This is a genomic window from Aeromonas sp. QDB30 (assembly GCF_027707645.1).
GTDB lineage: Bacteria > Pseudomonadota > Gammaproteobacteria > Enterobacterales > Aeromonadaceae > Aeromonas > Aeromonas caviae.
This window is the reverse complement of record NZ_JAPCIY010000001.1, coordinates 125,569-150,837: the sequence shown is the minus strand read 5'-3', so window position 1 is coordinate 150,837 and position 25,269 is coordinate 125,569. Positions and strand designations below refer to the sequence as shown.

Sequence of the window (25,269 nt, the reverse complement as noted above, 5' to 3'; positions counted from 1 at the left end):
GGCGTGCCCGGCCGGATCCTGGGGGCAGGGAGGCGGCAATGCCGCCGGGGATCAGTGATCCACATGCCTGCCTCCCAGTCCCCGCTCCACCAGCCAGAATAGGGAGAAGCAGAGGGTGAGCAGCAGCAGGGCGGTGGCGGCCGCCTCGGTCAGCCGGTAGCTGCCGAGCTGCTGATAGAGCAGCCAGGGCAGGGTGGTGAGGGTCTGGCTGCCGAACATGGCGATGGCCCCGAGATCCCCGAGGGACAATATCATCGAGAGCGCCATGGCCAGGGCCAGCGGACGGCGCAGCAGGGGCCACTCCACCAGGCGCAGGCGATGCAGGCCGCGCACCCCCAGGCTGTCCGCCAGCCGATCGTACTGGCGCACCACCAGTTGCATGGGGGCCGAGAGGGTGCGCAGCACATAGGGCAGCGCCATCAGCGCGTTGACCAGCACCACCAGCCAGGGGCCCAGGGCAAAGACGTCGGTGAAAGGCATGAACAGGATGAAGAGGCCGGTGGAGAGCACCACCGCCGGGATCATCAGGATCATGGAGCCGCTGGCCTCCCACAGGGCGGCGGCCCGCCGTTTGCGATCCCGCACCCTCAGATGCCGGCTGGTGAGCAGCAGCCCGGCGCCGAGCAAAGTGGCCAGGGAGCCCGCCGCCAGGGCTATGCCCAGGGACTGCCCCCCTGCCTGCCACAGCCGGGGTGAGCCGAGCGCCGCCAGCAGACCGGGGTTGAACCCGGCGACCACGATGGCCAGCAGGGGCGGCAGGAAGATGGCGAGCCCCATGGTCAGGGCCAGGCCATCCACCAGAGTGCTGCCCTTCTGGTGTCTGTCGGGACGCAGGCAGGGGCGACGGCTGGTGAGGCGACTGGCCGGGGTGGTCTGCAGCTTGTGTTGCAGCAGGAGCAGGGCCAGGGTCAGCAGCAGTTGCACCAGGGCGAGCCCGCCAGCGGTGGCGAGATCGAAGTCGAAGCGCAGCGCCTGGTAGACAGCCACCTCCAGTGTGGTGGACTTGGGGCCGCCCCCGAGCGCCAGCACTGTGGTGAAGCTGGTGAAGCAGAGCATGAAGATGAGGCTGGCGAGCCCCGGCAAGATGCCGCGGATGAGCGGCCACTCCAGCAGCCGGAAGATGTGGGAGGAGCGCATGCCGAGCTGGCTGGCGAGGCGCCAGGAGGACTCGGGGATGCTCTCTATGCTCTGCAGGATGAGGCGGGCGGCCAGGGGCATGTTGAAGAAGACATGGGCCAGCAGGATGCCGAACAGGCCATAGAGGTAGTTGCCGGGATCCAGGCCCAGGCCGTGCAGCAGTTGCGGCAGCCAGCCCTGACGACCGTGCACCGCCACCATGCCGAAGATGGCGATGATGACCGGCAACACCAGGGAGAGGCCGAAGAGCTTGAGCAGCAGGCGGCGTCCGGTGAAACGGCGTCGCGCCAGGGCTCTGGCCACCGGGATGGCAAGCCCCAGGCTCAGCAGGGTGGAGAGCAGTGCCTGCCAGAGGCTGAAACCCAGCACGTGGCGCAGGTAGGGATCGCCTAGCAGGGCGCGGGGGGAGAGGGCCCCCGCCTGCCACAACAGGGCGACCAGCGGCCCAATGGAGAGCAGCAGGATGACCAGGGTGGCTGCACTGCCGGGCAGCCACCAGAGGGAACGACGACCTGAACTCACTGGGTGACGGCTTGCAGCCATTCGCGGATCCACCCCTTGCGGTTGGCGGCCACCTCGTCAGAGCTGAAGGTGAGTGGCTTCGCTACGCTGATCATCTGTTCGAACCCCTTGGGCAGCGCCACGTCTGTCACCGGATACATCCAGTTGCCGCCGGGGATCTCGTTCTGGAAGGCGGGGCTCACCATGAATTGCAGGAACTGGTCAGCCAGTTTGCCCTGTGTGGCGCCCTTGAGCTTGGCCGCCACTTCCACCTGGCGGTAGTGACCCTCCTCGAACGCGGCCGCCCGGTACTGGGGCTTGTTTTCGGCGATCAGGTGATAGGCGGGGGAGGTGGTGTAGGAGAGCACCATGTCCGCCTCGCCGTCGAGGAACATGCCGTAGGCCTCTGACCACCCCTTGGTGACGGTGACCGTCTTTTTGGCAAGCGTGGCCCAGGCGGCAGGGGCCTCATCACCGTAGACCGACTTCATCCAGAGCATCAGCCCCTGACCCGGGGTGGAGGTGCGGGGATCCTGATAGATCACCTTGATATCGGGGCGCGCCACCAGCTCCTTCAGGCTCTTGGGGGGCTGCTTGAGCTTGTTGCTGTCATAGACGAAGGCGAAGTAGCCGTAGTCATAGGGGACAAAGGTGTCATCCTGCCAGCCACCCGGCACCTTGAGGTCATCGAGCCTGGTGGAATGGGGGGCGAACAGGCCGCTCTGTTTGGCCTCGCTGATGAGGGCATCGTCCAGCCCCAGCACCATGTCGGCCTTGCTGTGCTGGCCTTCCAGCCGCAGCCGGTTGAGGATGGCGACGCCATCCTCGAGGGGCACCAGATTGAGGGTGCAGCCGCACTCCTTCTCGAAGGCCTGCTTGATCTTGGGGCCCGGCCCCCATTCGGCGGCGAAGGAGCCGTAGGTGTAGACGGTGAGGGTGTCGGCGGCAAACGCCTGGGCAGAGAGCAGGCTGGTGGCGATCAGCAGCAGGGTCTTCATCAATGGCACTCCTGTGGATATCGGGGTGCTCATCAATGGCACCTCGCGTGTGGTGAGCGCCGGCGGATGAGGGCACAAAAAACGCGCGCCATGCCTCAAATTCCTCCGCCAGCATTATCTGGATCAGGTTCACGGGTATAATCTCAGCGGTAAACCGCACCCCGTTTGAGCAACGCATCGCATTGTATTGGCGTTCCTGGGGGGAGGCCAGCACTATGTTTCACGGGCCGCATCGTGCGAGCCACCACCAAGGAGGAAGTCCCCAGTGATCACCAGCACCAAGGAAAGACGTGCCTTCCAGCGCATGGTCATCAATGCCCCCGTCACCCTGTTCCAGCATCAGCAGGTGCTGGAGGGGATCTGCCGGGATCTCAGCGCCAACGGCATGGGCGTCGAGGTGAACAAGCACGCGTTCGATCTGGCCCAGCCCATCCGGGTGAGCCTGGCGACCAGCAGCAATCTTCTGCCTCCCTTCGAGGCCCAGGCTCGCATCGTGCGGGTGCTGGAGGAAGAAGACGGTCTCCTGCTGGCGCTGGAGTTTCTCTCCCTCACCTGAGACCCGGGCGCCCGTCCTCCTCGAGACAGGCCAGCCATGGGCTGGCCTGTCTCATTTCCCCTCATCCTGCACCGGTTGCACGCTCAACTGGCCGCTGTCGACCAGCGTCTTGCTGGTGGGCGCGAGCTGGCCCATGGGCAGCTGGGCCGGGCCGGTCGGCTCCATCAGGAGGTAGGTCTCCCCCGCCCGGCTCAAGGTGGCCTCCCCCGGTTTGGCTGGCAGGGCCACCCCCAGCAGGACATGTCCCGGCACGAACACCATGGCCTGCTTGAGATCGGGATACCCCTGGGCCAGCAGGGCGGCCATCAGGGTCACCTTGCTGTCGCAATCCCCCCGGTTCTGCTCCAGCACCTGGCGCGGGCTCAGAAACCCCTTGCCAGAGCGGCCCGACTGGCTGTCGAGCAGTTGATAGGGGATGGCCTGGATGAAGTCGAGCATGTAGGCCACCGTCTTCTGGCGCGCCTCGGTCTCGGTGGCCCCTTCCTGCTTGAGCTGCTCCATCAACGGGGCCAGCTCGTCCCGACTCTCCAGGGCGATGCGCACATGATCCTGCTTGATGGCGGGAGCGCCGTCGGGGGCAGTGAAGGGCTGGAAGTAGTGCTGCGTGAGCCAGGCGGCCTCCAGTTTGGCCTGCTCGGGCTTGACCCATTGGGAGGCTTCCCGCGCCTTGTCGGCGTTGCGGCTCTTGATGCTGAGGCTCATGGCGGGGCGAACGAGGGAGAACTGCACCTCGGGGAACGCCAGGGGTGCCTGCTGCAGCAGGCTTTGCAGTACGTCTTCCTGCATCCTAGCTGGACGGTAAGCGATGAGAGGGGGCAGCTTGCCCGCCTCCAGCCGATAGCTGAGCTGCTGCGCCTTGCCCTCTCTGTCCTGCCAGCCGACATTGAGCTGACCGCCACTGTTGGTGAAAGAGGTCTGTCCGCCCAGGGCCGGGAGGCTGAGCAGCAGGCAGAGCAATGAAAGGGCGCCCCTTGCGGACATAGGTGTCTCCTGTCGGACATGCAGAGGTGGCGGGCTTTGTACAGCGACCCGACAATAAAACAGGGAGCCTCGGCTCCCTGTTGATTCTACTCGCTTTCTTGTCGCAGGCTCGTCAAATCCAGCTTGGCTGCTTCGCCTCGAAGGCGCTGATGGCGGCCTCGTGCTGCAGGGTCAGACCGATGGCATCCAGCCCGTTGAGCAGACAGTAGCGACGGAACTCGTCGATTTCGAAGCCGAACGTGAGGCTGCCTGCACGCACCTGGTTGGCCTCCAGATCCACTTCGATCTCGATGCCCGGCTGGGCGGCGACCAGCTGGAACAGGGCGTCGACCTCCTCCTCCTTCAGACGAACCGGCACCATGCCGTTGTTGATGGCGTTGCCGTAGAAGATGTCGGCAAAGCTCGGGGCGATCATGGTCTTGAAGCCGTAGTCCGCCAGCGCCCAGGGGGCGTGCTCGCGACTCGAGCCGCAGCCGAAGTTCTCGCGGGCCAACAGGATGCTGGCACCGGCGAATTGCGGTTTGTTCAGTACGAACTCCGGGTTGGGCTGCTCCCCTGCATCGTCCAGGAAGCGCCAGTCGTGGAACAGGTGCTTGCCAAAGCCGATGCGGTTCACCTTCTGCAGGAACTGCTTGGGAATGATGGCGTCGGTGTCGACGTTGGCGCTGTCGAGGGGAACGACGATCCCTTTATGCTGTTTGAAACCTGTCATCATGTTCTCCTTGTCGTTACAGCGCACGAATGTCGGCGAAGCGGCCGGTGACGGCGGCGGCGGCGGCCATGGCCGGGCTCACCAGGTGGGTGCGGCCGGCACGACCCTGACGCCCCTCGAAGTTGCGGTTGCTGGTGGAGGCGCAGCGCTCCCCCGGTTGCAGCCGGTCGTTGTTCATGGCCAGACACATGGAGCAGCCGGGCAAGCGCCACTCAAAGCCTGCCTCGATGAAGATCTTGTCCAGCCCCTCGGCCTCGGCCTGGGCCTTCACCTGCTCGGAGCCCGGCACCACCAGGGCCTGTACCCCTGCCGCGACCTTGCGACCGCGGGCGATGGCGGCGGCAGCGCGCAGATCCTCGATGCGGCTGTTGGTGCACGAACCGATGAACACCTTGTCGATGGCCACGTCGGAGAGCTTCTGGCCCGGTTGCAGGTCCATGTAGGCGAGGGCCTTGCGGGCGGACTGCTGCTCCACCGGATCGGCGAAGGATTCCGGTGCAGGGATGGGCTCATTGACGGCAATCACCTGGCCCGGGTTGGTGCCCCAGGTCACTTGCGGGGCGATGTCGGCGGCGTCGAGCACCACTTCGGCGTCGAAGTGGGCACCTTCGTCGCTCTTGAGGGTCAGCCAGTAGGCGATGGCCTGTTCCAGCGCCTCCCCCTTGGGAGCGAACTCCTTGCCACGGATGTAGTCGATGGTGGTCTGGTCGGGGGCAATCATGCCCGCTTTGGCGCCGAGCTCGATGGCCATGTTGCACACCGTCATGCGCCCTTCCATGGTGAGCCCCTCGATGGCTTCACCGGCGAACTCCACCACGTAGCCGGTCCCGCCTGCATGACCCACCTTGCCGATGATGGCGAGCACCACGTCTTTGGCGCTGATGCCTGCGGCCAGCTTGCCGTTGACAGAGATACGCATGGTCCTGGCACGGCCCTGTTTCAGGGTCTGGGTGGCCATCACGTGTTCCACTTCGGAGGTGCCGATACCGAATGCGAGCGACCCGAAGGCGCCGTGGGTGGCGGTGTGGGAGTCACCGCAGACGATGGTGGTGCCGGGCAATGTGATACCGAGCTCCGGGCCCATCACGTGGACGATGCCCTGGTACTTGTGGTTCAAGTCATAGAGACGAACCCCGAACGCCTTGCAGTTGGCGGCGAGCGTCTCCATCTGGATGCGTGCCATCTCACCGGAGGCGGCGATGTCCTTGGTGGTGGTGGAGACGTTGTGATCCATGGTGGCCCAGGTCAGATCCGGGCGACGCAGCTGGCGGTTCATGGCGCGCAGGCCGTCGAATGCCTGGGGGCTGGTCACTTCATGCACCAGATGACGGTCGATGTAGATGAGAGGGGTTTCCCCTTCCACTTCCCGCACCACGTGGGCGTCGAACACTTTCTGATAGAGGGTCTTGGACATTGCTCGGTTTCCTTGTTATCGATGCCGTGGGATCAGATGCGCGCGGCGATCTGGCTGCCCATGTCGGCCGTGCTCTGCACCGGGTGCGTGGCGCTGGCCTGATGCAGGTCGGCGGTGAAATAGCCTTCTGCCAGGGTCTGGGCCACGGCCTGCTCGATGGCCTGGGCGGCGGCTTCCTGGCCGAGACTGTAACGCAGCATCAGGGCGGCGGAGAGGATCTGGGCGATGGGATTCGCAATCCCCTTGCCGGCGATATCGGGGGCCGAGCCACCGGCCGGCTCGAACAGGCCGAAGCCGGATTCGTTAAGGCTGGCGGAGGGGAGCAGGCCCATGGAGCCAGTGATCATGGCGCACTCGTCGGAGAGGATGTCACCGAACAGGTTGGAGCAGAGCAGCACGTCGAACTGGGACGGATCCTTGATGAGCTGCATGGTGGCGTTGTCGATGTACATGTGGTTCACGGCTACGTCCGGGTAGGACTTGGCGACCTCGGTCACCACCTCGCGCCACAGGATGGAGGAGGCGAGCACGTTGGCCTTGTCGATGGAGGTGACCCTGGCCTTGCGCACCCGGGCCGATTCAAACGCTATCTTGGCGATGCGCTCGATCTCGAAGCGGTGGTACACCTCGGTGTCGAAGGCCTTCTCGGTGGCGCCTTCCCCTTCACGCCCCTTGGGCTGGCCGAAATAGATGCCGCCGGTCAGCTCGCGCACGCAGGCGATGTCGAAGCCGCGATCGGAGATGTCGGCACGCAGCGGGGAGAACTGCTCCAGACCGGTGTAGATGCGGGCCGGGCGCAGGTTGCAGAACAGTTTGAAGTGGGCACGCAGGGGCAGCAGGGCACCGCGCTCCGGCTGATCGTTGGGCGGCAGGTGCTCCCACTTGGGGCCACCCACCGATCCGAACAGCACCGCATCGGCCGCTTCGCAGCCTTTGATCGTGCTCTGGGGCAGCGGTGTGCCGTGGTTGTCGATGGCGATGCCGCCGACGTCGTGACGGTCATAGTCGAGGGAGAAGCCGAATTTGGTCTGCACCTTTTCCAGTACCTTGATGGCCTCAGCCATCACTTCCGGGCCAATGCCGTCACCCGGCAATACTGCGATCCGATAACTGCTCATACTCTCTCCGTCTTGATAGTGTGATTCCGTTTCATCCGGGAGGCCGGTCCGGGCCACTGCCCTGGCCCCGGTCCTCCCCATGTCATGCTGTCATCTTGTCCGGCGGCGGGCTCAGACGGTTTCCGATTTGATGGTGTGGTTGCGCTCCATCTGCTCGGCCACCTGGTCCGCGCGCCAGATGCTGTTGATCACGTGGACCAGGGCCTGGGCCGAGGATTCGATGATGTCGGTGGCCAGCCCCATGCCGTGGAACTTGCGCCCCTTGTACTCGGCGACGATGTCCACCTGGCCGAGGGCGTTCTTGCCCTCGCCCTTGCCCTTGAGTTCGTATTTATCGATGCGGATCTCGTAGCCGGTGATGCGGTTGATGCACTGGTAGACCGCATCCACCGGGCCGTTGCCGGTGGCGGCCTCGCACACCAGATCCTGGCCTACCTTGAGCTTGACTGAGGCGGTGGCGAGCACCGAGCTGCCGCTCTGCACGCCAAGGTACTCCAGCTTGAAGTGCTCGGGTTCCTCATGGATCTGGCTGAAGAAGGCGAGGGCCTCCAGGTCGTAGTCGAACACCTGGCCCTTCTTGTCGGCCAGGGTGAGGAACTTGGCGTAGAGATCGTCGAGGTCGTAGCTGCTCTCGGCGTAGCCCATGGACTCCATCCGGTGCTTGATGACGTGGCGGCCGGAGCGGGAGGTCATGTTGAGGTTGTTCTGGGTGAGACCGATGCTCTCTGGGGTGATGATTTCATAGGTGTTCTTCGCCTTGAGCACGCCATCCTGATGGATGCCTGAGCTGTGGGAGAAGGCGTTGGCGCCGACGATGGCCTTGTTGGGCTGCACCGGCATGTTGCAGATTTGACTGACGAGGGTGCTGGTGCGGTGGATCTCGCAGTGGCGGATGTTGGTGTGTACCCCGAGCAGGTCGGCGCGGGTCTTCAGGATCATCGCGACCTCTTCCAGAGAGCAGTTGCCAGCACGCTCGCCGATGCCGTTGATGGTGCACTCGATCTGGCGGGCCCCCATCTGCACGGCACTGATGGAGTTGGCCACCGAGAGGCCCAGATCGTCGTGGCAGTGCACCGAGATGATGGCCTTGTCGATGTTGGGTACCCGGTTGAACAGGGTATGGATGATGCCGGAGAATTCGGTCGGCACCGTGTAGCCCACGGTGTCAGGAATGTTGATGGTGCGGGCGCCGGCCTTGATGGCGGCTTCCACCATGCGGCAGAGGTTGTCTATCGGGGTGCGGCCCGCATCTTCGCAGGAGAACTCCACGTCATCGGTGTAGCGTAAGGCGTGCTTGATGGCGCCGACCCCCATCTCCAGCACGTCTTCGAAGCTCTTTTTCAGCTTGCTCTCCACGTGGATGGAGGAAGTGGAGATGAAGGTATGGATGCGAAACGCCTCTGCCACTTTCAAGGCTTCGCCGGCGGCATCGATGTCTTTTTGCAGGGCGCGAGCCAGGGCGCAGACCCGGCTGTTCTTGATGTGGCGGGCGATGGTCTGAACCGATTGAAAATCGCCGGGAGAGGAGACGGGGAAACCCACTTCCATGATATCGACACCGAGCCGCTCCAGCGCCTGGGCGATCTGCAGCTTCTCCTTGACCGTCAAGCTGGCCGACAGCGCCTGCTCACCATCACGCAAGGTGGTGTCGAATATGATGACCCGATCTGACATGTGACTTCCCTCTTCCTAAGTTCGCTGCGTGCATCCTGCATGGCATAAAAAAACCCGTGCGGGGTGCACGGGTTTCTGTAAATTCCGGCTATGCCTTAGCCCGGCTACAAGGATCCCGCGCGAGGAGTCGCGATTAGGGAGAGCAGTAGTAGCGGAGCGGCAATACGCATGATGTCTCAATCCTTCCAGTCGATAACGCTACTACCAATAACGAGATTTTTATGCTGTGTCAACCGGAATGGACAGGTTCAATTCACTGGTTTATTTAATCGGATTGTAAAGGAGTGCAAATTCTCTTGTCCCATATTCGGTTCATGCCTGATTATCTGGTCATTCCTGCTGTACTCGATCACCCGCACAATCAGATCGACTTATCAGCCCTTGCTGAATTATCTGAGGTATTCCATGGAAAAACGCAGACCTGGCCGTCCAGTCGGACGTTCCGACATTCGTGACAAGCTGCTTGCCGCCGCACGCGAACGTTTTCTCAACACCCCCTACAGCAAGGTGACGACCCGCGAGATTGCCGAGCTGGCAGGCTCCAATCTGGCGATGATCCACTACTACTTCGGCAGCAAGGAAGGCCTCTACAAGGCGGTGCTGGGGGATGTGGCCGAGCCCCTTGAGCAAGCCTGGCACGACGAGAGCAGCAACCGCAGCCTGACCGATCTGCTCAATACCTACTATCAGGTGATGGCGCCCAACAGCGAGCTGACCTCCGCCATCTCCAGCGCATTGTCCACTGAAAAGAGCCCGGGGCGTGATTTTGTGCTGAGCCGCCTGCTGGATCGCCAACTTCCCCAGTTCGATGCCCTGCTCGAATCCATGCGCTCCAACGGCCAGCTGGCGGACAACCTGGACCCCGAGATGCTGAAGATCTCCTTCCTCAGCATGATGTGGCAGCCGTTCGTGATGAAGGATCTCTACGAGCAGGTGTTTGGTCTGACGGTGGACGAGCACTTCATGAGCCGCCTCGCGGCCCACAACTGCCGCCTGATGGAAAACGGCCTGCGCGGTGCCCTGAACTGACTTTTTCGGGATGACGGATGAAAAAGGGCCCCTGGGCCCTTTTTTTCATCAATCTGTTATCTGGGCGTCAACGAAGTGTCATGCCGCCCTCCTAGTCTGCACTCAGGATGCAAGGGAGGGCCGTGATGAACAAGATCCAGCAATGGGACCTGCGGGTGTGCCGTGTCTGCCTGCTTCATCCCTACAACCAGCCGCAGGCCAGAATAAGCCGGCTTGTCTCCCGTACCGGTGACGGCCCCCTCTATGCCGTGGCGGCCTGCCTGCTCTGGTGGCAGGGGAGCGCCGGGCAGGAGGCGGTCAGGGTGGCGCTCTGGGCGTTTGCCCTCGAGTTGCCGCTCTACCTGCTGCTCAAGAATGCCCTCAAACGCCAGCGCCCGGCAGGGCTGCCTGTCTTCATCACCCCGTCGGATCGCTACAGCCTGCCCTCTGGCCATACTGCGGCCGCCTTTCTGATGGCGACCGTAGTGGCCGCCAGTTTCCCGCTCTGGGCACCGCTGCTGTTTGTCTGGGCCGCGCTGGTGGGGGCGTCCCGCCTGCTGCTCGGGGTGCATTATCTGAGTGATCTGGTGGCCGGGGCGCTGCTTGGCGGCGGTTGCGCCCTCTGGGCGCTGGGTTGGAGCCAAGGATGAGGATACTGTTCGGCGTTCAGGGGACCGGCAACGGCCACATCAGTCGTAGCCGGACCCTGGCGCGCGCATTGAAGAGCAGGGGCGTGGCGGTGGACTATCTGTTCAGCGGGCGCGCCGCCGACGGCTACTTCGAGATGGGGGAGTTCGGGGATTATCGCACCTTCCCCGGTATCACTTTCGCCAGCCATCAGGGGCGCATCTCGGGCTGGCGCACCCTCAAGGGACTCTCTCCCCTGCGTTTCTGGCAAGATCTGCGTGCCCTCGATTGTCGCGAGTACGATCTGGTCATCAGCGACTTCGAGCCGCTCAGTGCCCATGCTGCTCGCCGCTGGGGCAAACCCAGCCTCACCATCAGCCATCAGGCGAGCTTCGACTGGCCGATCCCGCGCTGGGGGGAGAGCGGCTTCAACCGTCAGCTGATGCGCCATTTTGCGCCGGTACGCCAGTCCCTGGGGCTGCACTGGTTCCATTTCGGCCAGCCCCTGCTGCCTCCCATCGTCGATCCCCTTGAGCCGGTGCCGGACAACCAGCAGATCCTGGTCTATCTGCCATTCGAGCAGACAGAGACGATCGCGGCCCTGTTGTCGCGTTTCAGCACGCAGTCGTTCATCTGCTTCCATCCCGAGGTGCGCAAGCGTAGCGAGTGGCGCAACATCCGCTTTGAACCTCAGGCCAGAGAGGGGTTCAAGCTGGCGCTGGCCGGTTGTCGCGGGGTCATCAGCAATGCGGGATTCGAGCTTGCCTCCGAGGCGCTCTCCCTTGGCAAGAAGCTGCTGGTCAAACCCCTGGGTGGCCAGTTCGAGCAGTTGACCAACGGCAGGACCCTGGAACTGATGGGGCTGGCCCAGTTGATGGACAGCCTGGATGCCAATGCGGTGCGAAGCTGGCTGGAGGCCCCTTCTCCTGGCAGGGTACGCTATCCCGATGTGGCAGGAGAGCTGGCCGACTGGTTGCTGGCCGGGGCAGGGGAGGAGGTGGGGGCGCTCTCCCGCCGCCTCTGGGGCAGGACTCTCTTTCCGGAGGAGGTGTGTGACAGCCTGGGGGAGCTTGCCAGCCGTACCGGCCAGGAGCGTCCCTGGTTATCCCAACTCAGCGCCTTTGACTAAACTGAGTCGATCCCACCACGGAGAGGACGGATACCATGCGCTTTACCAATGAAAACGGCGACACCATGACTCTGGCAGACAATCTCACCCTGCATGAGCTGCTCGACATGGGTGTCAGCATTTCGGTCTGCGAAGAGACGGATCCGGATCAGCAGATCTGGCTGGCAGAACCCGAAGACGAGCAGTGAAACCAGCCAGTTTTTGACGGCCCACCCCCTCGGGGTGGGCCGTTTATTTTGTTCCTCACCGACGCGGGCAGCATGATCCGCTGGTTGTTCCCCCCAGGGCCCCTCTTTGTTGCCCGTCTGGTGGCCAAGTCACTGAATGTTAATAGCTGTTTGAAATTTATGACTGTTATGGCCAGACAAAGCCGTGGACAAGCGTTCACGGGCGGGTTAAGTTGGTTTTTCACCCGCTTTTCGGGTGAATGATGGAAAACCCCTATTTTTCTACTATCGACGGCTCCGAACTCGCCTGATCTGCCTGCAGACAACAACAAGACTCGGATCGGCGCTGCCGGGAAGCAGCGGACTGTCGATAGCTTTCGCTTAACGGAGCAAAGCCTGGAGGGCTTTATCATGGAGATGTTATCAGGCGCCCAGATGGTGGTTAGAGCGCTGGAAGATCAGGGAGTGGAACACGTTTTCGGCTACCCTGGTGGCTCAGTGCTCGACATCTATGACGCTCTCTTCGAAAACGGCAAGATGGAGCATGTCCTGGTGCGGCACGAGCAGGCCGCAGTGCACATGGCGGACGGTTACGCCCGCTCCACCGGCAAGGTGGGCACTGTGCTGGTGACCTCGGGTCCCGGCGCCACCAACTGCATCACGGGGATCGCCACCGCCTACATGGATTCCATTCCCCTGGTGATCCTGTCCGGCCAGGTGCCGACCAGCATGATCGGGGAGGATGCGTTCCAGGAGACCGACATGATCGGCATCTCCCGCCCGGTGGTGAAGCACAGCTTCCTGTGCAAGAAAGCCAGCGACATTCCCGAGGCCATCAAGAAGGCCTATTACATTGCCGCCAGTGGCCGCCCGGGGCCCGTGGTGGTGGATCTGCCCAAAGACGTGCAGAATCCGAAAGAGAAGTTCCCCTATCAGTATCCCGAGTCCGTTTCCCTGCGCTCCTACAATCCGACCAAGGCGGGACACAAGGGCCAGATCAAGCGGGCTGCCAAGCTGCTGACCGAGGCGAGCCGCCCGGTCATGTACGTGGGTGGCGGCGCCATCAACGCCAATGCGGATCACCTGGTGACCAAGCTGGCGGAGCTGCTGAACCTGCCGGTGACCACCACGCTCATGGGGCTGGGCGCCTTCTCCGGTACCCATCCGCAGTTCATCGGCATGCTCGGCATGCACGGCACCTTCGAAGCGAACAAGAGCATGCACAACGCGGATCTCATCTTCGCCGTGGGTGCCCGCTTCGATGACCGCGTGACCAACAACGTGGCCAAGTTCTGCCCCAACGCCACCATAGTCCACATCGACATCGACCCCACCTCCATCTCCAAGACGGTACAGGCCCACGTGCCCATCGTCGGCTCGGTGGAAACCGTGCTGGAACAGATGCTGGAAGTGCTCCGCGAATGCGGCTTTGACAACGACAAGCAGGCGCTGGCGGACTGGTGGGAGCAGATCAACCAGTGGCGCTCCCGCAACTGCCTGGCCTACGAGACCCATCCCACGCTGATCAAGCCGCAGCAGGTCATCGAGACTCTCTACAAGGTGACCAAGGGGGAGGCCTTCGTCGCCTCCGACGTCGGCCAGCACCAGATGTTTGCCGCCCTCTACTACCCGTTTGCCAAACCGCGCCAGTGGATCAACTCCGGCGGTCTCGGCACCATGGGCTTTGGCATTCCCGCCGCCATGGGGGCCCAGTTTGCCAACCCGGAAGCCGTGGTTTGCTGCGTCACCGGCGACGGCTCGGTGCAGATGAACATCCAGGAGCTCTCCACCTGCATGCAGTACGGGGTGCCCATCAAGATCATCTCCATCAACAACCGTGCGCTGGGCATGGTAAAGCAGTGGCAGAAGATGTTCTACGGTGGCCGCCACAGCCACTCCTACATGGAATCCCTGCCTGACTTCGTCAAGCTGGCGGAAGCCTATGGCCACGTCGGCATCGCGGTGAGCGATCCGGCGGAGCTGGAGAGCGCCATGGAGAAGGCCTTTGCCATGAAGGACAGACTGGTGTTCATGGACATCTCGGTCGATCCGGACGAGCACGTCTATCCGATGCAGATCAAATTTGGCGCCATGGACGAGATGTGGCTGAGCAAGACGGAGAGAACCTGATGAGACATATAATTTCCGTTCTGCTGGAGAACGAATCCGGCGCCCTGAGCCGTGTGGTAGGCCTCTTCTCCCAGCGCGGCTACAACATCGAGACCCTGACGGTGGCCCCCACCGAGGATCCCACCCTGTCCCGCATGACCATCGTCACCATGGGGGATGAACGGGTGCTGGAGCAGATCCAGAAGCAGCTGCACAAGCTGGTGGACGTGCTCAAGGTGTGTGACCTGAGCGAAGGGGAGCACATCGAGCGGGAGATCGCGCTGGTCAAGGCGCGCGCCGCCGGTGGTGCCCGTGACGAACTGAAGCGGCTGGCGGACATCTTCCGTGGCCAGATCGTCGACGTCACCCCCGAGCTCTACACGGTGCAGCTCGTCGGGACCAGCGAAAAGCTGGACGCCTTCATCAAGACGGCTGCCCAGACCAACGAGATCATCGAAGTGGTGCGCTCCGGTGTCTGTGGCATCTCCCGGGCGGACAAATCCCTGCGTCCCTGATGTGGCCGGATGTGAAAATAGCTGTTCAAGGGCTCTTCGGAGCCCTTTTTCGTGTCTGGAAGCGTTGCGGGCAAGTGGGGGCGCCGGTAGGGATGCTGGCCACAGCATCAGGAGGTTATCGAGGGGGTGAAAGAGAAGGGGGAAGGGAGGGGCTTCACCTGTCATTTTCTTTCAAATGATCGGTAAACTATCCACAAAAGCTGTGGAAAACTCTGTAGATTAGCGGTGTGTCTGGCGTTAGTCGCATGATCTTAAAGGGATATTTCAATTTGATCCTGGCTGGATCGCATTTGTGCAATCCCCTGGCGAGGGTGTGAGCGTTTGCTTATCCCTCGAGCCTTGCCAAGGACGGAACGCGGATCTGTCCGTGGATCCGGACGGGATCCCGACCTGATCTAGCGGATCAACATTTCTGGGCGCGAGCCATAAAAAAACCCGCCTCTCGGCGGGTTTTTCATTGCATCGGACTGCGGGTCGATTACTCAGCCTGGGCTGCCTGGATGCCGGTCAGGGCGATGGTGTAGACGATGTCGTCCACCAGGGCGCCACGGGAGAGGTCGTTGACCGGCTTGCGCATGCCTTGCAGCATGGGGCCGATGGAGACCAGCTCGGCGGAGCGCTGTACCGCCTTGTAGGTGGTGTTGCCGGTGTTCAGATCCGGGAAGACGAACACGGTGGCCTTGCCGGCAACCGGGGAGTTCGGTGCCTTGGACTTGGCGACGTTCTCCATGATGGCCGCATCGTACTGCAGCGGGCCGTCGATGATGAGGTCGGGACGCTTGGCCTTGGCCAGCTCGGTCGCTTCACGCACTTTCTCCACATCCGCGCCGGCGCCGGAGGTGCCGGTGGAGTAGGAGATCATGGCCACGCGCGGCTCGATACCGAAGGCGGCGGCGGAGTCGGCGGACTGGATGGCGATCTCGGCCAGCTGCTCGGCAGTGGGATCCGGGTTGATCGCGCAGTCACCGTAGACCAGCACCTGGTCCGGCAGCAGCATGAAGAAGATGGAGGAGATCAGGGAAGAGCCCGGGGCGGTCTTGATGATCTGCATCGGCGGACGGATGGTGTTGGCAGTGGTGTGCACGGCGCCGGATACCAGACCGTCGACCTCGTTGCGCTCCAGCATCATGGTACCCAGTACCACGTTGTCTTCCAGCTGCTCGCGGGCAACCACTTCGGTCATGCCCTTGTTCTTGCGCAGCTCGACCAGACGGGCCACGTAACGCTCGCGCACGGCAACGGGATCGATGATCTCGACGCGGTCGGTCAGGATCACGCCCTGCTGTTCAGCGACGCGGCGGATCTCGTCCGGGTTGCCCAGCAGCACCGGACGGGCGATACCGCGCTCGGCACAGATGGCGGCCGCCTTGATGGTGCGCGGCTCTTCCCCTTCCGGCAGCACGACGCGCTTGTTGGCCTGACGGGCCAGCTCGGTCAGCTGGTAGCGGAAGGCCGGCGGGCTCAGGCGACGGGAGCGGGTGGACTTGGCGGAGAGAGACTCGATCCAGTGCTTGTCGATGTGACCAGCAACGTAGTCCTGCACCAGCTCGATACGCTCGCGGTCATCTTCCGGGATGTCGACGTTGAAGTTCTGCAGGCTGACGGCGGTCTGCCAGGTGTTGGTGCCGGTGATCATGATCGGCAGACCGGTGGCCATGGCCTGTTGGCACAGTGCCATCACCTGGGGTTCCGGGTGGTAGTTGCCGGTCAGCAGCAGGGCACCCAGCTTGACGCCGTTCATGGCGGACAGGCAGGCGGAGACGATGACGTCGGAGCGGTCGCCGGAGGTCACCAGCAGGCTGCCCGGACGGAAGTGCTCGATCATGTTGTGGATGGAGCGGGCGCAGAAGGTCACGGTCTGCAGGCGGCGGCTTTCCAGCTCACCCTTGTTGATGATCTTGGCGGCAAGGTGCTTGGCGAGATCCTTGGCGCGCGGGGCGATCAGCTGGGTGTTCCAGGGGATGCAGCCGAGGATGCGCAGCGGGCTCTTGCCGAAGACCTGCAGCACTTCCAGGTTGTGGCCGGTATCGGCGCCGTGGTGATGCGCTTCGAACATCTCGGTCAGGTCGGGACGGGTTACGCCGTGCTCGTCAACCGGGGCACCCACCTTGTTGATGACGCAGCCCACGATGCGCGGGTTGTTGACGCCACCGAAGTTGGAGCAGGCCAGCTCGATGCGCTCTTTGAGCTTCTGGCTGGAGTCGTTGCCCGGATGGGTCACGAACACCATGTCGGCGTCCAGCGCCTTGGCGACGTCGTAGTTCAGCTTGTTGGCAAAGGGTTGCTTGTCGGTCGGAACCAGGCCCTCGATCACCACCACTTCGGCACCGCTGGTCTTCACGTGCTCTTCGAAGCGGGCCACGATCTCTTCCAGCAGGATGTCGGTGTTGCTGGAGGTGATCATGTTCTCGGCGTAGGAGAGGGCGAACGGCTCGGGCGGGTTGATGTTGGCAGCGGCGCGGATCACTGCGGTGGAGCGCTCGGTACCGGTTTCACCCGGACGCGGCTGGGCGACCGGTTTGAAGAAGCTGACATTGACACCGTGACGTTCCATGGCGCGAACGACGCCAAGACTCACGGAGGTTACGCCGACACCAGTGCCGACCGGGATGAGCATAATAGTGCGTGCCACTTATTACCCCTTGTTCATTTTTTGGGATCAGGAAAAGGCCGCCCTGGGGCGGCCTTGCTCTACAGCTAATTTATGCGCCGACCAGTTCCAGCGCGTCGTGGGCGATGACCCACTCTTCGTTGGTCGGGATAACCAGGGCCTTGGTGGAACCAGCCTTGGTGATCTCGCCGCCCTTGCCGAAGCGAGCCTTCAGGTTGGCGTCGTGGTCGACGTCAAAGCCCAGCAGGCCCAGCTTGTTCAGGGTGATCTCACGGATCGGGGCGGAGTTCTCGCCGATGCCGCCGGTGAAGACCACGGCATCCAGACGACCGTCCATGGCGGCGGCGTAGGCACCGATGTACTTGGCCAGACGGTAGCAGTACACGTCCATGGCGCGCTTGGCTTCTTCCTTGCTGTCGTAGTTGTCTTCAACGAAACGGCAGTCGGAGGTGACTTCGGTCAGACCCTGCAGGCCGGATTCCTTGGTCAGCATGGTGTTGATCTCGGCAACGCTCATGCCCAGCTTGTCGTGCAGGAAGAAGATGATGGCCGGATCGATGTCACCGGAACGGGTACCCATCACCAGGCCTTCCAGCGGGGTCAGGCCCATGGAGGTGTCAACGGACAGGCCGTTCTTGATGGCGCAGACGGAGCCGCCGTTGCCCAGGTGGCAGTTGATGATGTTGAGCTCTTCCACCGGCTTGTTCAGCTGCTTGGCCGCTTCCAGGCTGATGTAGTAGTGGCTGGTGCCGTGGGCGCCGTAGCGACGGATGCCGTTCTCTTTGTAGAGCTTGTACGGCAGGGCGTACAGGAAGGCTTCTTCCGGCATGGTCTGGTGGAAGGCGGTGTCGAACACGGCGACATTCTTCTCGGCCAGTTCCGGGAAGACCTTCAGGGCGGCACGGATACCGATCAGGTGAGCCGGGTTGTGCAGCGGTGCGTAAGGAATGGCGGCTTCGATGCCGGTAATGACGTCATCACAGATGCGAACGGAGGAGGTGAAACGCTCGCCGCCGTGTACCACGCGGTGGCCGATGGCGATCAGGTTCTTGGACAGTTCCGGGTTGAGCGGCAGGATCTTGTGAACGATGAAGTCCAGCGCTTCCTGGTGAGCGGCACCGGCACCCAGATCAGCGTTGCCTTTCTCGCCGTTCAGCTTCCACTTGATGCGGGCGTCGTCGAGGTTGAAGCATTCGGCCAGGCCGGACAGCAGGTCATCACCGGTGGTTGCGTCAATGACAGCAAACTTCAGGGACGAGCTGCCACAGTTAAGAACAAGAACCAGCTTACTCATGAATAAATCCTATCGCAGATTGGGTTGGGTTGGAGGATGCGCCGGACGCGGTGCGTCCAAAAACTATCAACTTATCCTTATGAGGGTTGGCAATCTGTTGCTTGCCCCTTGTATAGTGATACAAGACCCGAAATTCAGACGTCCCTGACTGGTCAGTGGCCGTGCCCCAGCGTAAAAATGGGCGTACAAAGGATAACCTGATTGTTGAAAAATAACAAAGTCATCCTCAACCTTTGTTATTGCCTCTCAAATATTGTCGAGGTTTTGCCGTTAATGCGTTCGAAAAGAGCTCGGAGGTAGCATGAGCATGAACATTTTTGGAACTAAATTACAGCAAGGCCGTCATTATATGACTCTTTGGCCGCGCCGTCCCGAGCTTAATTCCATGTTCCCGGAGAATCGGGTGATCAGGGCCACCGAATTCGCCCTCAAGGTGATCCCGGCACTGGCGGTGCTCAGCGTCATGGTGCAGTTCCAGTTTGGCGAGCTTCATTACTGGCCCTCTGTGATGGCGTCCGTGCTCTTCCTGCTCAGCCTGCCGCTGCAAGGGTACTATTGGCTCGGCCAGCGCGCCGATACCCGGCTGCCCCCCTCCCTCGCCACCTGGTATCGGGAGATAAACGGCAAGATGAACGAGCAGGGCGGTCAACGTCAGCTGGTGGCCCGTCCCCGCTACGAAGAGCTGGCCGATACCCTCAACGCCGCCTTCAAGCAGCTGGACAAATCCTTCCTCTACGAATGACTTTCCGAAGTCAGACTGACGACAAAGGCGCCCTCAGGCGCCTTTTTCACATTCAGGCGGCCAGCACCTTGCTGATCTCCTGGATGGAGAGCTTGTACTGACGGGGGCACTGACGCCAGACCGCCAGCATGCGCTGGTACTTGTCCCGCATGGCGATGTCGCTGGAGAGCTCGTCGCAGGGGCAGGGCAGTTCGGGGAAGCGCTTGTCCACTTCCAACAGGAAGCAGACGTAATCCGCCAGTTCCCGCTCCTGGCTGCGGCTGTAGCCGTTGAAGGCAAGGCGGCTCTCGTTGACATCGGCCCGGGCGCTGGCATCCAGGTTGCCCCAGGAGATGGCCAGTGCATGGTGCAGCTCCAGGGTGTCCAGCACCTCCTGGCAGGTGGCAAGATCCAGATGGCCGAAGCTCTTCTCCAGCTCGAGGATCTGCAGGCAGTAGCCGCGCTCGACGATGGTGCTGGCACGCTGGTAAAACGCCGCCTTTTCCGGATTGAGTTTGGCCAGGATCTCGTACTGGTTGCTCAGGATCAGGCGTTCGGTGTGGCTCATGTTCATGGGCTGTCTCGCTGGAAAATGAATCTGGGGTCACGTTAACCCATATCCAGGATGAATTTTTTGATCTGAGAGGGGAGGTTGGCGAGAAAAGGCGGGAGGAGGCGCTCTGGTGAGCCGCCAGAGAGTGGGGGCTGATGCCGTGGTGAAACGAGCAGGGCCCGCCATGGCGAGCCCTGCAACAATGCCGCTGGTGGCTTACCCCTTGACGAGGTCGAGCACCACCTGATGGTGATCGCCGGTCTTGAACTTGTCGAAGCGATGGGCAACCTTGCCCTCTTCGTCGATGAGGAAGCTCAGGCGATGGATGCCGTCATACTCCTTGCCCATGAACTTCTTCGGGCCCCAGACGCCAAAGGCATCGGCCACCGCGTGATCCTCATCGGCCAGCAGGCGGAAGTTGAGGTTGTCGCGCTCCTCGAACTTTTTCAGGCGCTTGGCGCTGTCCGGGCTGATGCCGAGCACCACCACATTGAGGGCAGTCAGCTCGCTATTGACGTCGCGCAGACCGCAGGCCTGGGTGGTGCAACCCGGGGTCATCGCCTTGGGGTAGAAATAGATCAGCACCTTCTTGCCGCGCAGGTCGGCGAGGCGAACCTGATTGCCGTCCTGATCGGAGAGGGAGAAATCGGGGGCCTGGGTACCAGCTTCTAGTGGTGACATGGGGTCTCCTCGGATAAACGCCGTCAGGCGTACTTGTGATTGACGATGAATTCGAACGACTCGGCGCCCAGTCCACGACAGAAATCGGCGAAGGCTGTCTTCGAGCCAGGCTCTTCTCCCTGCTTGGAGAGATTCAACTGAAAGTTCGCCTTGAGCAGGTTGAAGGGCTGCTGTTCCAGGGTGATGGTCTGCATGGCCTGGATGTCCCAGCCGTGATCGCTGAAGAACTGGGTGCACTGACTTACGATGCCCGGCTGATCCCGGATCAGCACCTCTGCGCTGGCGCTGATGTCATATTGCAGGGAGTGGTGGCGCTCGGTGCGTTTCATCATGGTGATGAGATCCCACTCCTGGCTGCGCAGTGGGAGGCTGATTTCCAGTTGCATCAGGCTGTTCCAGTCACCGGACAGGAGCATGATGAAGGTGAATTCGTTGCCGAAGATGCCAAGACGGCTGTCGACAATGTTGCAACCGCAGCCACTGACGTGACGGGTCACCTCATTGACGATGCCAGGCCTGTCCGTGCCGATGGCCGTTACGACCAGGTAGTGAGTCATAAATCGTCTCTCGTCCATTATTGAGAATGCGTTGACCGCGGGTGCCGGCACTCTGCCGTGAGGCCTCTTGTGCGCTCGTGCATTCATACGTTTTGTGCCGGATGGTAACACGGCTTGTCCCGTGCCTCCCTTGTTTTTCAAAAGGGGCAGCTTTACCATTACGCCCCTGAAAATCGGGAGAATTATCCATGTTACGCGGTAGTATTGTTGCGCTCGTTACCCCCATGCTGCCCTCGGGCGACATCGATTGGGTCAGTCTGGCAGCGCTGGTGGAATATCATGTGGATGCCGGGACCAGCGCCATCGTCGCCGTGGGAACCACGGGAGAGTCGGTCACCCTGAGCGAGCAGGAACATATCGCCGTGGTTGAGAAGACGGTGGAATACGCCGCCGGACGCATTCCCGTCATCGCGGGCTGCGGCTCCAACAATACTGCTCATGCCATCGCCCTCTCCCGGCGTTTCGCCACCATGGGCGTGGTGGCGGGTCTCTCGGTTACCCCCTATTACAACAAACCCACCCAGGAAGGCCTCTATCGTCACTATTGTGCGATCGCCGAGGCTAGTGGTCTGCCTCAAATTCTCTATAATGTGCCCGGTCGCACCTGCTGTGACCTCAAACCCGAGACGGTGGCCCGTCTGGCCAAGGTGCCCGGCATCATAGGTTTGAAAGAAGCGACTGGCGATCTTGGCCGTACCCCGCTGCTGCGCGAACTGTGCGGGCCGGATTTTGCGCTTTATAGTGGCGATGACGCCAGCGGATGTGATTTTATGCTGCAAGGGGGCGATGGTGTCATTTCGGTCACCACCAATATTGCGGCGCCCCAGATGGCCGACATGTGTCGTGCTGCCCTGGCCGGTGATGCCGGGCAGGCTCATGACATCAACAATCGATTGATGCCGTTGCATCAGACTCTGTTCTGTGAACCGAGTCCCATCCCGGTGAAATGGGCCTGTGCCCGGCTGGGATTGATGGCGACGGCGACCTTGCGTCTGCCCCTGACCGATCTCACCCCCGAGGGGGAAGCGGCGATGGCGCGAGCACTGACGACTGCGGAGTTGATGGCGAGTGTTTAAAGCAAATGGAAAGGGAAATGCAGTGCGCCTGGTACTGAGTGTCGCGACGGTGGCCGTGCTGGCTGCCTGCAGCTCACCCCAGGAACGCAAAATGGCCAACCGTGGCTTCGAGTATGAAGAGAGCCGCCTCGAAGGCCGCGCCTTCCTTGTGCCCGCCGGGTTGAGTACCCCCGCCTTTAACAGCAATTTCGACATTCCGGCCCTGCCCGAGAGCAGCCGTGAGGGCGCCCTCGGGGCCAAGGTGGACGTGCGTCCGCCCGCCCAGTTGCTCACCGTGGTGCCCGGCAGCCAGGTGGTGGCCAATGCCAGCGAGCCAACCGTCGCCTTCTATGCCCTCAGCACCTCCCAGAGCGTGGAGCGCGATACCTGGGCCTTCCTGATGAACTTCCTGGCCGAACACAAGGTCACCACCGAGAAGCTGGACCAGCAGGACGGCGTCTTGCAGACCGGCTGGTTTGACAACTCAGCGGTGCTCGATGGCTGGGCGGAAGATGACGATGACTTCAAGATCCGTCAGCGTTACCAGTTCACCCTGCGCAACGATGTGCAGCGCCACGCCATCAAGATGTCGGTACGGGTGCTGGATCACGAAGAGACCATCGACGGCGAGACCAGCACTGTGCTGACGCCGGCGGACGCCCAGCGTTATGCCACCCGCGCCCTGAACCAGTTTTCCCTCTATTACGACAAGCAGCTCAAGGCCCGTGAACAGCACAAGTCCAGCGATGGCATGGGGCTGGAGCTGGGTCTGGACAACAACGAGCTGAGCGCCTGGATTGCCGAAGGGTCGTTTGACCAGGTGTGGCGCCGCCTCAATCAGGTGCTGCCTGCCTATGGTTTCACCATCAAGGACACCCAGCAGTCCCTGGGCTGGATCGACGTGGAGTACGACGAGCCGGACAGCGAGTTCTGGAAGGCCAAGGGAGCGGAGCCCTTCAAGCTCGAGGAAGACAAGTATCGCTTCCAGCTCGGCGAGATGACGGGCGGCAAGACCTCCATCACCCTGTTCGACAAGGACAAGAAGCCTGTCGCATCCGGTGTCATCTCCCAGATGTACATCAGCCTGTCCGAGGCCTTTGCCAAGGGCTTGGCCGATCAGGGGGCGAAGTAAGCATGAAAACAGGGGCCTCGCGCCCCTGTTTTGTTATGTCCGGGTTGCCGCAGGGCCAGCGTGCCGAGCCGGTTGCCCCGGGCCTGAGTACCTGATGATGTGAATCCCCCACAGACAGGGGTCTGGTGCCCCTGCCTAACTAGTCCCACAACAGGAAGTGTTATTAGCCATGAGTCTTGCAGATCAAGTATTGGCGGTGAACGACGATTTGCCGATCCGTACCGATAAACCTGTCCATTCCGGCAAAGTGCGCAGCGTCTACTGGTTGACCCCGGCAGACAGTGCCCGGCTCATTCGGGAGAAAGGCTATGATGTGCCGGCCGATACGCCCCTGGCCCTCATGGTGATCAGTGATCGCATCTCGGCTTTCGACTGCATCTGGCAAGGGGTGGACGGTCTGAACGGCGTGCCGGGCAAGGGTGCGGCGCTCAATGCCATCTCCAGCCACTGGTTCAAGCTGTTCAAGGAGCAGGGGCTGGCGGACAGCCACATCCTGGACATCCCGCACCCCTTCGTCTGGATCGTGCAAAAAGCCCGTCCCGTGATGATCGAGGCCATTGCCCGCCAGTACATCACCGGCTCCATGTGGCGTGCCTACAAGGATGGTGAGCGGGAATTCTGCGGCATCACCCTGCCGGAAGGGCTCAAGAAGGATCAGAAGCTGCCCGAGATCCTCATCACCCCGTCCACCAAGGGGATCCTCAAGGGGCTGGATGGCGTGCCGGAAGCGGACGACGTCAACGTCTCCCGCGGCGACATCGAGCGCCACCATCAGGCCTTCGGCTTCCGCTCCCCGGCGGACATCGACCGCTACGAGGCGCTGCTCAAAGAGGGCTTCAACGTCATCAGCGAGGCGCTGGCTGCCCTGGATCAGGTCTTCGTCGACACCAAGTTCGAGTTCGGTTACGTGACCGATGCCGCCGGTCGCGAGAAGCTCATCTACATGGATGAAGTGGGCACCCCCGACAGCTCCCGCATCTGGGACGGCGCAGCCCTTCGCGGCGGCGAGATCATCGAGAAGTCCAAAGAGGGCTTCCGCCAGTGGCTGCTGAACCACTTCCCGGATCCGGACATCCTGCTCAACAAGAACCGCATGCCCGAGCGCTTCGCCCTAGCCCGGGACAACAAGCTGCCCACCGAGGTGATGATGGATATCTCCCGCACCTATGTGGGGATCGCCGAGAAGATCATCGGTCAGCCGCTGGTACGCAGTGCCAATCCGAAGCAGGAGATCATCGAGGTACTGCGGGAGCAGTACGGCCTGATCGACTGAGGCCGACCGCTTTTTTTGCCGCAGGCGAACAAACGTTTGCTGGTGGCAGGGGAGGCGCTTGCAACGCAGATGACAAAACGGGCCCCATGACGGGGCCCGTTTTCATTGGGTTGTCCGGAGCGCTCAGCCATTGACCCGGAAGATCTGGCCGGTCTGTACCCCCAGTACCGATTTCTTGTAGGCCTGGGCCACCCGGGCGGCGGGTACCGGCACGAAGCCCGGGAAGAAGTCGGCATACTTGCTCATGGACTCTTCCAGCACGGTGGGGCTGACCACGTTGATGCGAATGCCCCTTGGCAGCTCGCAGGCGGCACCTTTCACGAAGTGCTCGATGGCACCGTTGATGGTGGTGGCGCTCACCCCCCAGTGGATGGGCTCCTCGCTCAGAATGCCGCTGATGAGGGTGATGGAGCCACGGTCACTCAGGTGGGCAATGGCGGCCCGGGTCAGGTTGATCTGGCCCATCAGCTTGCTCTGAAGCCCCACCTGCCACTGCTCGTCCGTCATCTCGGTCAGGGCATTGAAGGCGACGCTGCCGCTGGCGACCACCAGGGCATCGAAGGATCCAATCTGCTCGAAGAGCGCCCGGATGGAGTCGGGGTCGCGCATGTCCACTCTGGCATCCCCCTGGCTGTGACCTACCCGGATCACCTGGTGATCCTGGGCAAGCAGTTCGCTGACGGCGGCGCCAATGGTGCCGGAGGCACCCACAATCACAATCTTCATATCTATCGCTCCTGGTTGAG

The 25,269-nt window shown here is 62.0% G+C and carries 24 protein-coding genes and 1 riboswitch; of the genes, 11 read left to right on the top strand and 13 right to left on the bottom strand.

Annotated features, from left to right (window positions below; translation table 11 throughout):
• Nucleotides 1-51 precede the first annotated feature (51 nt).
• Both thiP and thiB read right to left on the bottom strand, forming a co-directional pair.
• Nucleotides 52-1,680 (bottom strand): thiamine/thiamine pyrophosphate ABC transporter permease, encoded by a 1,629-nt coding sequence (thiP, locus tag PG896_RS00670; protein ID WP_182956941.1) that lies wholly within the window; start codon nt 1,678-1,680, stop codon nt 52-54.
• A complete protein-coding gene (thiB, locus tag PG896_RS00665; protein WP_161470224.1) occupies nt 1,656-2,636 on the bottom strand; it encodes a thiamine ABC transporter substrate binding subunit in 981 nt (326 codons plus the stop codon). Before thiB ends, thiP begins: the two co-directional genes overlap by 25 nt.
• An 83-nt stretch (nt 2,637-2,719) precedes the next feature.
• A riboswitch (TPP riboswitch) is annotated at nt 2,720-2,810 on the bottom strand.
• Between the two features lie 91 nt (nt 2,811-2,901).
• Between thiB and PG896_RS00660 the strand changes: the two genes are divergently transcribed.
• Nucleotides 2,902-3,192, top strand: coding sequence for a PilZ domain-containing protein (locus tag PG896_RS00660; protein WP_103857803.1), 291 nt, complete (start codon nt 2,902-2,904; stop codon nt 3,190-3,192).
• A gap of 51 nt (nt 3,193-3,243) precedes the next feature.
• Here PG896_RS00660 and PG896_RS00655 read toward each other — a convergent pair whose 3' ends face one another.
• The 5 genes from PG896_RS00655 to leuA form a co-directional block, all read right to left on the bottom strand.
• Nucleotides 3,244-4,173 carry a transglutaminase domain-containing protein gene (locus PG896_RS00655; RefSeq protein WP_161470223.1) on the bottom strand — a complete coding sequence of 310 codons (930 nt, stop codon included), beginning with the start codon at nt 4,171-4,173 and terminating at the stop codon, nt 3,244-3,246.
• A gap of 112 nt (nt 4,174-4,285) precedes the next feature.
• On the bottom strand, nt 4,286-4,885 hold the full coding sequence (gene leuD / locus PG896_RS00650; RefSeq protein ID WP_039041180.1) for a 3-isopropylmalate dehydratase small subunit: 600 nt from the start codon (nt 4,883-4,885) through the stop codon (nt 4,286-4,288).
• Nucleotides 4,886-4,901: 16 nt separating this feature from the next.
• Nucleotides 4,902-6,299 carry a 3-isopropylmalate dehydratase large subunit gene (gene leuC, locus PG896_RS00645; protein ID WP_041211113.1) on the bottom strand — a complete coding sequence of 466 codons (1,398 nt, stop codon included), beginning with the start codon at nt 6,297-6,299 and terminating at the stop codon, nt 4,902-4,904.
• A gap of 32 nt (nt 6,300-6,331) precedes the next feature.
• Nucleotides 6,332-7,417 carry a 3-isopropylmalate dehydrogenase gene (gene leuB / locus PG896_RS00640; protein ID WP_161470222.1) on the bottom strand — a complete coding sequence of 362 codons (1,086 nt, stop codon included), beginning with the start codon at nt 7,415-7,417 and terminating at the stop codon, nt 6,332-6,334.
• Nucleotides 7,418-7,528: 111 nt separating this feature from the next.
• Entirely contained in the window at nt 7,529-9,091 is a 1,563-nt protein-coding gene (gene leuA / locus PG896_RS00635; protein ID WP_201872925.1) for a 2-isopropylmalate synthase, read from the bottom strand.
• A gap of 405 nt (nt 9,092-9,496) precedes the next feature.
• Here leuA and PG896_RS00630 point away from each other — a divergent pair, with 405 nt between their 5' ends.
• The 6 genes from PG896_RS00630 to ilvN all read left to right on the top strand — a co-directional run bounded on the left by PG896_RS00630 (nt 9,497) and on the right by ilvN (nt 14,646).
• On the top strand, nt 9,497-10,120 hold the full coding sequence (locus PG896_RS00630; RefSeq protein ID WP_010673155.1) for a TetR/AcrR family transcriptional regulator: 624 nt from the start codon (nt 9,497-9,499) through the stop codon (nt 10,118-10,120).
• A gap of 125 nt (nt 10,121-10,245) precedes the next feature.
• The gene (locus PG896_RS00625; protein ID WP_010673156.1) at nt 10,246-10,749 is read left to right on the top strand and encodes a phosphatase PAP2 family protein; all 504 of its coding nucleotides are present in this window, start codon (nt 10,246-10,248) and stop codon (nt 10,747-10,749) included.
• A complete protein-coding gene (locus PG896_RS00620; RefSeq protein WP_029313827.1) occupies nt 10,746-11,855 on the top strand; it encodes an MJ1255/VC2487 family glycosyltransferase in 1,110 nt (369 codons plus the stop codon). Before PG896_RS00625 ends, PG896_RS00620 begins: the two co-directional genes overlap by 4 nt.
• 35 nt (nt 11,856-11,890) lie before the next feature.
• Nucleotides 11,891-12,043 (top strand): hypothetical protein, encoded by a 153-nt coding sequence (locus PG896_RS00615; protein WP_010673158.1) that lies wholly within the window; start codon nt 11,891-11,893, stop codon nt 12,041-12,043.
• Between the two features lie 390 nt (nt 12,044-12,433).
• Nucleotides 12,434-14,152, top strand: coding sequence for an acetolactate synthase 3 large subunit (locus PG896_RS00610; protein WP_069651846.1), 1,719 nt, complete (start codon nt 12,434-12,436; stop codon nt 14,150-14,152).
• Entirely contained in the window at nt 14,152-14,646 is a 495-nt protein-coding gene (gene ilvN, locus PG896_RS00605) for an acetolactate synthase small subunit (RefSeq protein ID WP_010673160.1), read from the top strand. The genes PG896_RS00610 and ilvN overlap by 1 nt, the downstream gene beginning before the upstream one ends.
• Before the next feature lie 478 nt (nt 14,647-15,124).
• On the opposite strand, the gene pta is transcribed toward ilvN, so the two are convergent.
• Complete coding sequence (gene pta / locus PG896_RS00600; RefSeq protein WP_041211116.1) at nt 15,125-17,278, bottom strand: phosphate acetyltransferase; 2,154 nt, start codon at nt 17,276-17,278, stop codon at nt 15,125-15,127.
• Between the two features lie 70 nt (nt 17,279-17,348).
• A complete protein-coding gene (locus PG896_RS00595) occupies nt 17,349-18,551 on the bottom strand; it encodes an acetate kinase (RefSeq protein WP_270825064.1) in 1,203 nt (400 codons plus the stop codon).
• Between the two features lie 301 nt (nt 18,552-18,852).
• Between PG896_RS00595 and yfbV the strand changes: the two genes are divergently transcribed.
• A complete protein-coding gene (gene yfbV, locus PG896_RS00590) occupies nt 18,853-19,293 on the top strand; it encodes a terminus macrodomain insulation protein YfbV (RefSeq protein WP_039040944.1) in 441 nt (146 codons plus the stop codon).
• Nucleotides 19,294-19,345: 52 nt separating this feature from the next.
• On the opposite strand, the gene PG896_RS00585 is transcribed toward yfbV, so the two are convergent.
• The 3 genes from PG896_RS00585 to PG896_RS00575 form a co-directional block, all read right to left on the bottom strand.
• Entirely contained in the window at nt 19,346-19,846 is a 501-nt protein-coding gene (locus tag PG896_RS00585; RefSeq protein WP_039040945.1) for a YfbU family protein, read from the bottom strand.
• Nucleotides 19,847-20,041: 195 nt separating this feature from the next.
• Complete coding sequence (gene bcp, locus PG896_RS00580) at nt 20,042-20,506, bottom strand: thioredoxin-dependent thiol peroxidase (RefSeq protein ID WP_102948890.1); 465 nt, start codon at nt 20,504-20,506, stop codon at nt 20,042-20,044.
• A gap of 23 nt (nt 20,507-20,529) precedes the next feature.
• Entirely contained in the window at nt 20,530-21,063 is a 534-nt protein-coding gene (locus PG896_RS00575) for a glycine cleavage system protein R (protein WP_010673166.1), read from the bottom strand.
• Nucleotides 21,064-21,251: 188 nt separating this feature from the next.
• Here PG896_RS00575 and dapA point away from each other — a divergent pair, with 188 nt between their 5' ends.
• The 3 genes from dapA to PG896_RS00560 all read left to right on the top strand — a co-directional run bounded on the left by dapA (nt 21,252) and on the right by PG896_RS00560 (nt 24,523).
• Nucleotides 21,252-22,139 carry a 4-hydroxy-tetrahydrodipicolinate synthase gene (gene dapA / locus PG896_RS00570; protein ID WP_029313831.1) on the top strand — a complete coding sequence of 296 codons (888 nt, stop codon included), beginning with the start codon at nt 21,252-21,254 and terminating at the stop codon, nt 22,137-22,139.
• Nucleotides 22,132-23,250, top strand: coding sequence for an outer membrane protein assembly factor BamC (gene bamC / locus PG896_RS00565; RefSeq protein WP_029313833.1), 1,119 nt, complete (start codon nt 22,132-22,134; stop codon nt 23,248-23,250). Before dapA ends, bamC begins: the two co-directional genes overlap by 8 nt.
• A gap of 169 nt (nt 23,251-23,419) precedes the next feature.
• A complete protein-coding gene (locus PG896_RS00560; protein WP_039040947.1) occupies nt 23,420-24,523 on the top strand; it encodes a phosphoribosylaminoimidazolesuccinocarboxamide synthase in 1,104 nt (367 codons plus the stop codon).
• Nucleotides 24,524-24,646: 123 nt separating this feature from the next.
• Here PG896_RS00560 and PG896_RS00555 read toward each other — a convergent pair whose 3' ends face one another.
• Nucleotides 24,647-25,249 (bottom strand): short chain dehydrogenase, encoded by a 603-nt coding sequence (locus PG896_RS00555; RefSeq protein ID WP_270835295.1) that lies wholly within the window; start codon nt 25,247-25,249, stop codon nt 24,647-24,649.
• Nucleotides 25,250-25,269 lie beyond the last annotated feature (20 nt).

Bases quoted from the DNA above. Each gene is read 5' to 3' on its own strand.
- yfbV (WP_039040944.1), top strand. From the start codon at position 18,853: ATGAGCATGAACATTTTTGGAACTAAATTACAGCAAGGCCGTCATTAT.
- PG896_RS00625 (WP_010673156.1), top strand. From the start codon at position 10,246: ATGAACAAGATCCAGCAATGGGACCTGCGGGTGTGCCGTGTCTGCCTG.
- PG896_RS00575 (WP_010673166.1), bottom strand. From the start codon at position 21,063: ATGACTCACTACCTGGTCGTAACGGCCATCGGCACGGACAGGCCTGGC.
- ilvN (WP_010673160.1), top strand. From the start codon at position 14,152: ATGAGACATATAATTTCCGTTCTGCTGGAGAACGAATCCGGCGCCCTG.
- PG896_RS00585 (WP_039040945.1), bottom strand. From the start codon at position 19,846: ATGAACATGAGCCACACCGAACGCCTGATCCTGAGCAACCAGTACGAG.
- thiP (WP_182956941.1), bottom strand. From the start codon at position 1,680: ATGGCTGCAAGCCGTCACCCAGTGAGTTCAGGTCGTCGTTCCCTCTGG.
- PG896_RS00630 (WP_010673155.1), top strand. From the start codon at position 9,497: ATGGAAAAACGCAGACCTGGCCGTCCAGTCGGACGTTCCGACATTCGT.
- PG896_RS00615 (WP_010673158.1), top strand. From the start codon at position 11,891: ATGCGCTTTACCAATGAAAACGGCGACACCATGACTCTGGCAGACAAT.
- leuA (WP_201872925.1), bottom strand. From the start codon at position 9,091: ATGTCAGATCGGGTCATCATATTCGACACCACCTTGCGTGATGGTGAG.
- leuD (WP_039041180.1), bottom strand. From the start codon at position 4,885: ATGACAGGTTTCAAACAGCATAAAGGGATCGTCGTTCCCCTCGACAGC.
- bcp (WP_102948890.1), bottom strand. From the start codon at position 20,506: ATGTCACCACTAGAAGCTGGTACCCAGGCCCCCGATTTCTCCCTCTCC.
- PG896_RS00610 (WP_069651846.1), top strand. From the start codon at position 12,434: ATGGAGATGTTATCAGGCGCCCAGATGGTGGTTAGAGCGCTGGAAGAT.
- PG896_RS00595 (WP_270825064.1), bottom strand. From the start codon at position 18,551: ATGAGTAAGCTGGTTCTTGTTCTTAACTGTGGCAGCTCGTCCCTGAAG.
- leuC (WP_041211113.1), bottom strand. From the start codon at position 6,299: ATGTCCAAGACCCTCTATCAGAAAGTGTTCGACGCCCACGTGGTGCGG.
- PG896_RS00620 (WP_029313827.1), top strand. From the start codon at position 10,746: ATGAGGATACTGTTCGGCGTTCAGGGGACCGGCAACGGCCACATCAGT.
- PG896_RS00555 (WP_270835295.1), bottom strand. From the start codon at position 25,249: ATGAAGATTGTGATTGTGGGTGCCTCCGGCACCATTGGCGCCGCCGTC.
- leuB (WP_161470222.1), bottom strand. From the start codon at position 7,417: ATGAGCAGTTATCGGATCGCAGTATTGCCGGGTGACGGCATTGGCCCG.
- PG896_RS00655 (WP_161470223.1), bottom strand. From the start codon at position 4,173: ATGTCCGCAAGGGGCGCCCTTTCATTGCTCTGCCTGCTGCTCAGCCTC.
- thiB (WP_161470224.1), bottom strand. From the start codon at position 2,636: ATGAAGACCCTGCTGCTGATCGCCACCAGCCTGCTCTCTGCCCAGGCG.
- PG896_RS00560 (WP_039040947.1), top strand. From the start codon at position 23,420: ATGAGTCTTGCAGATCAAGTATTGGCGGTGAACGACGATTTGCCGATC.
- dapA (WP_029313831.1), top strand. From the start codon at position 21,252: ATGTTACGCGGTAGTATTGTTGCGCTCGTTACCCCCATGCTGCCCTCG.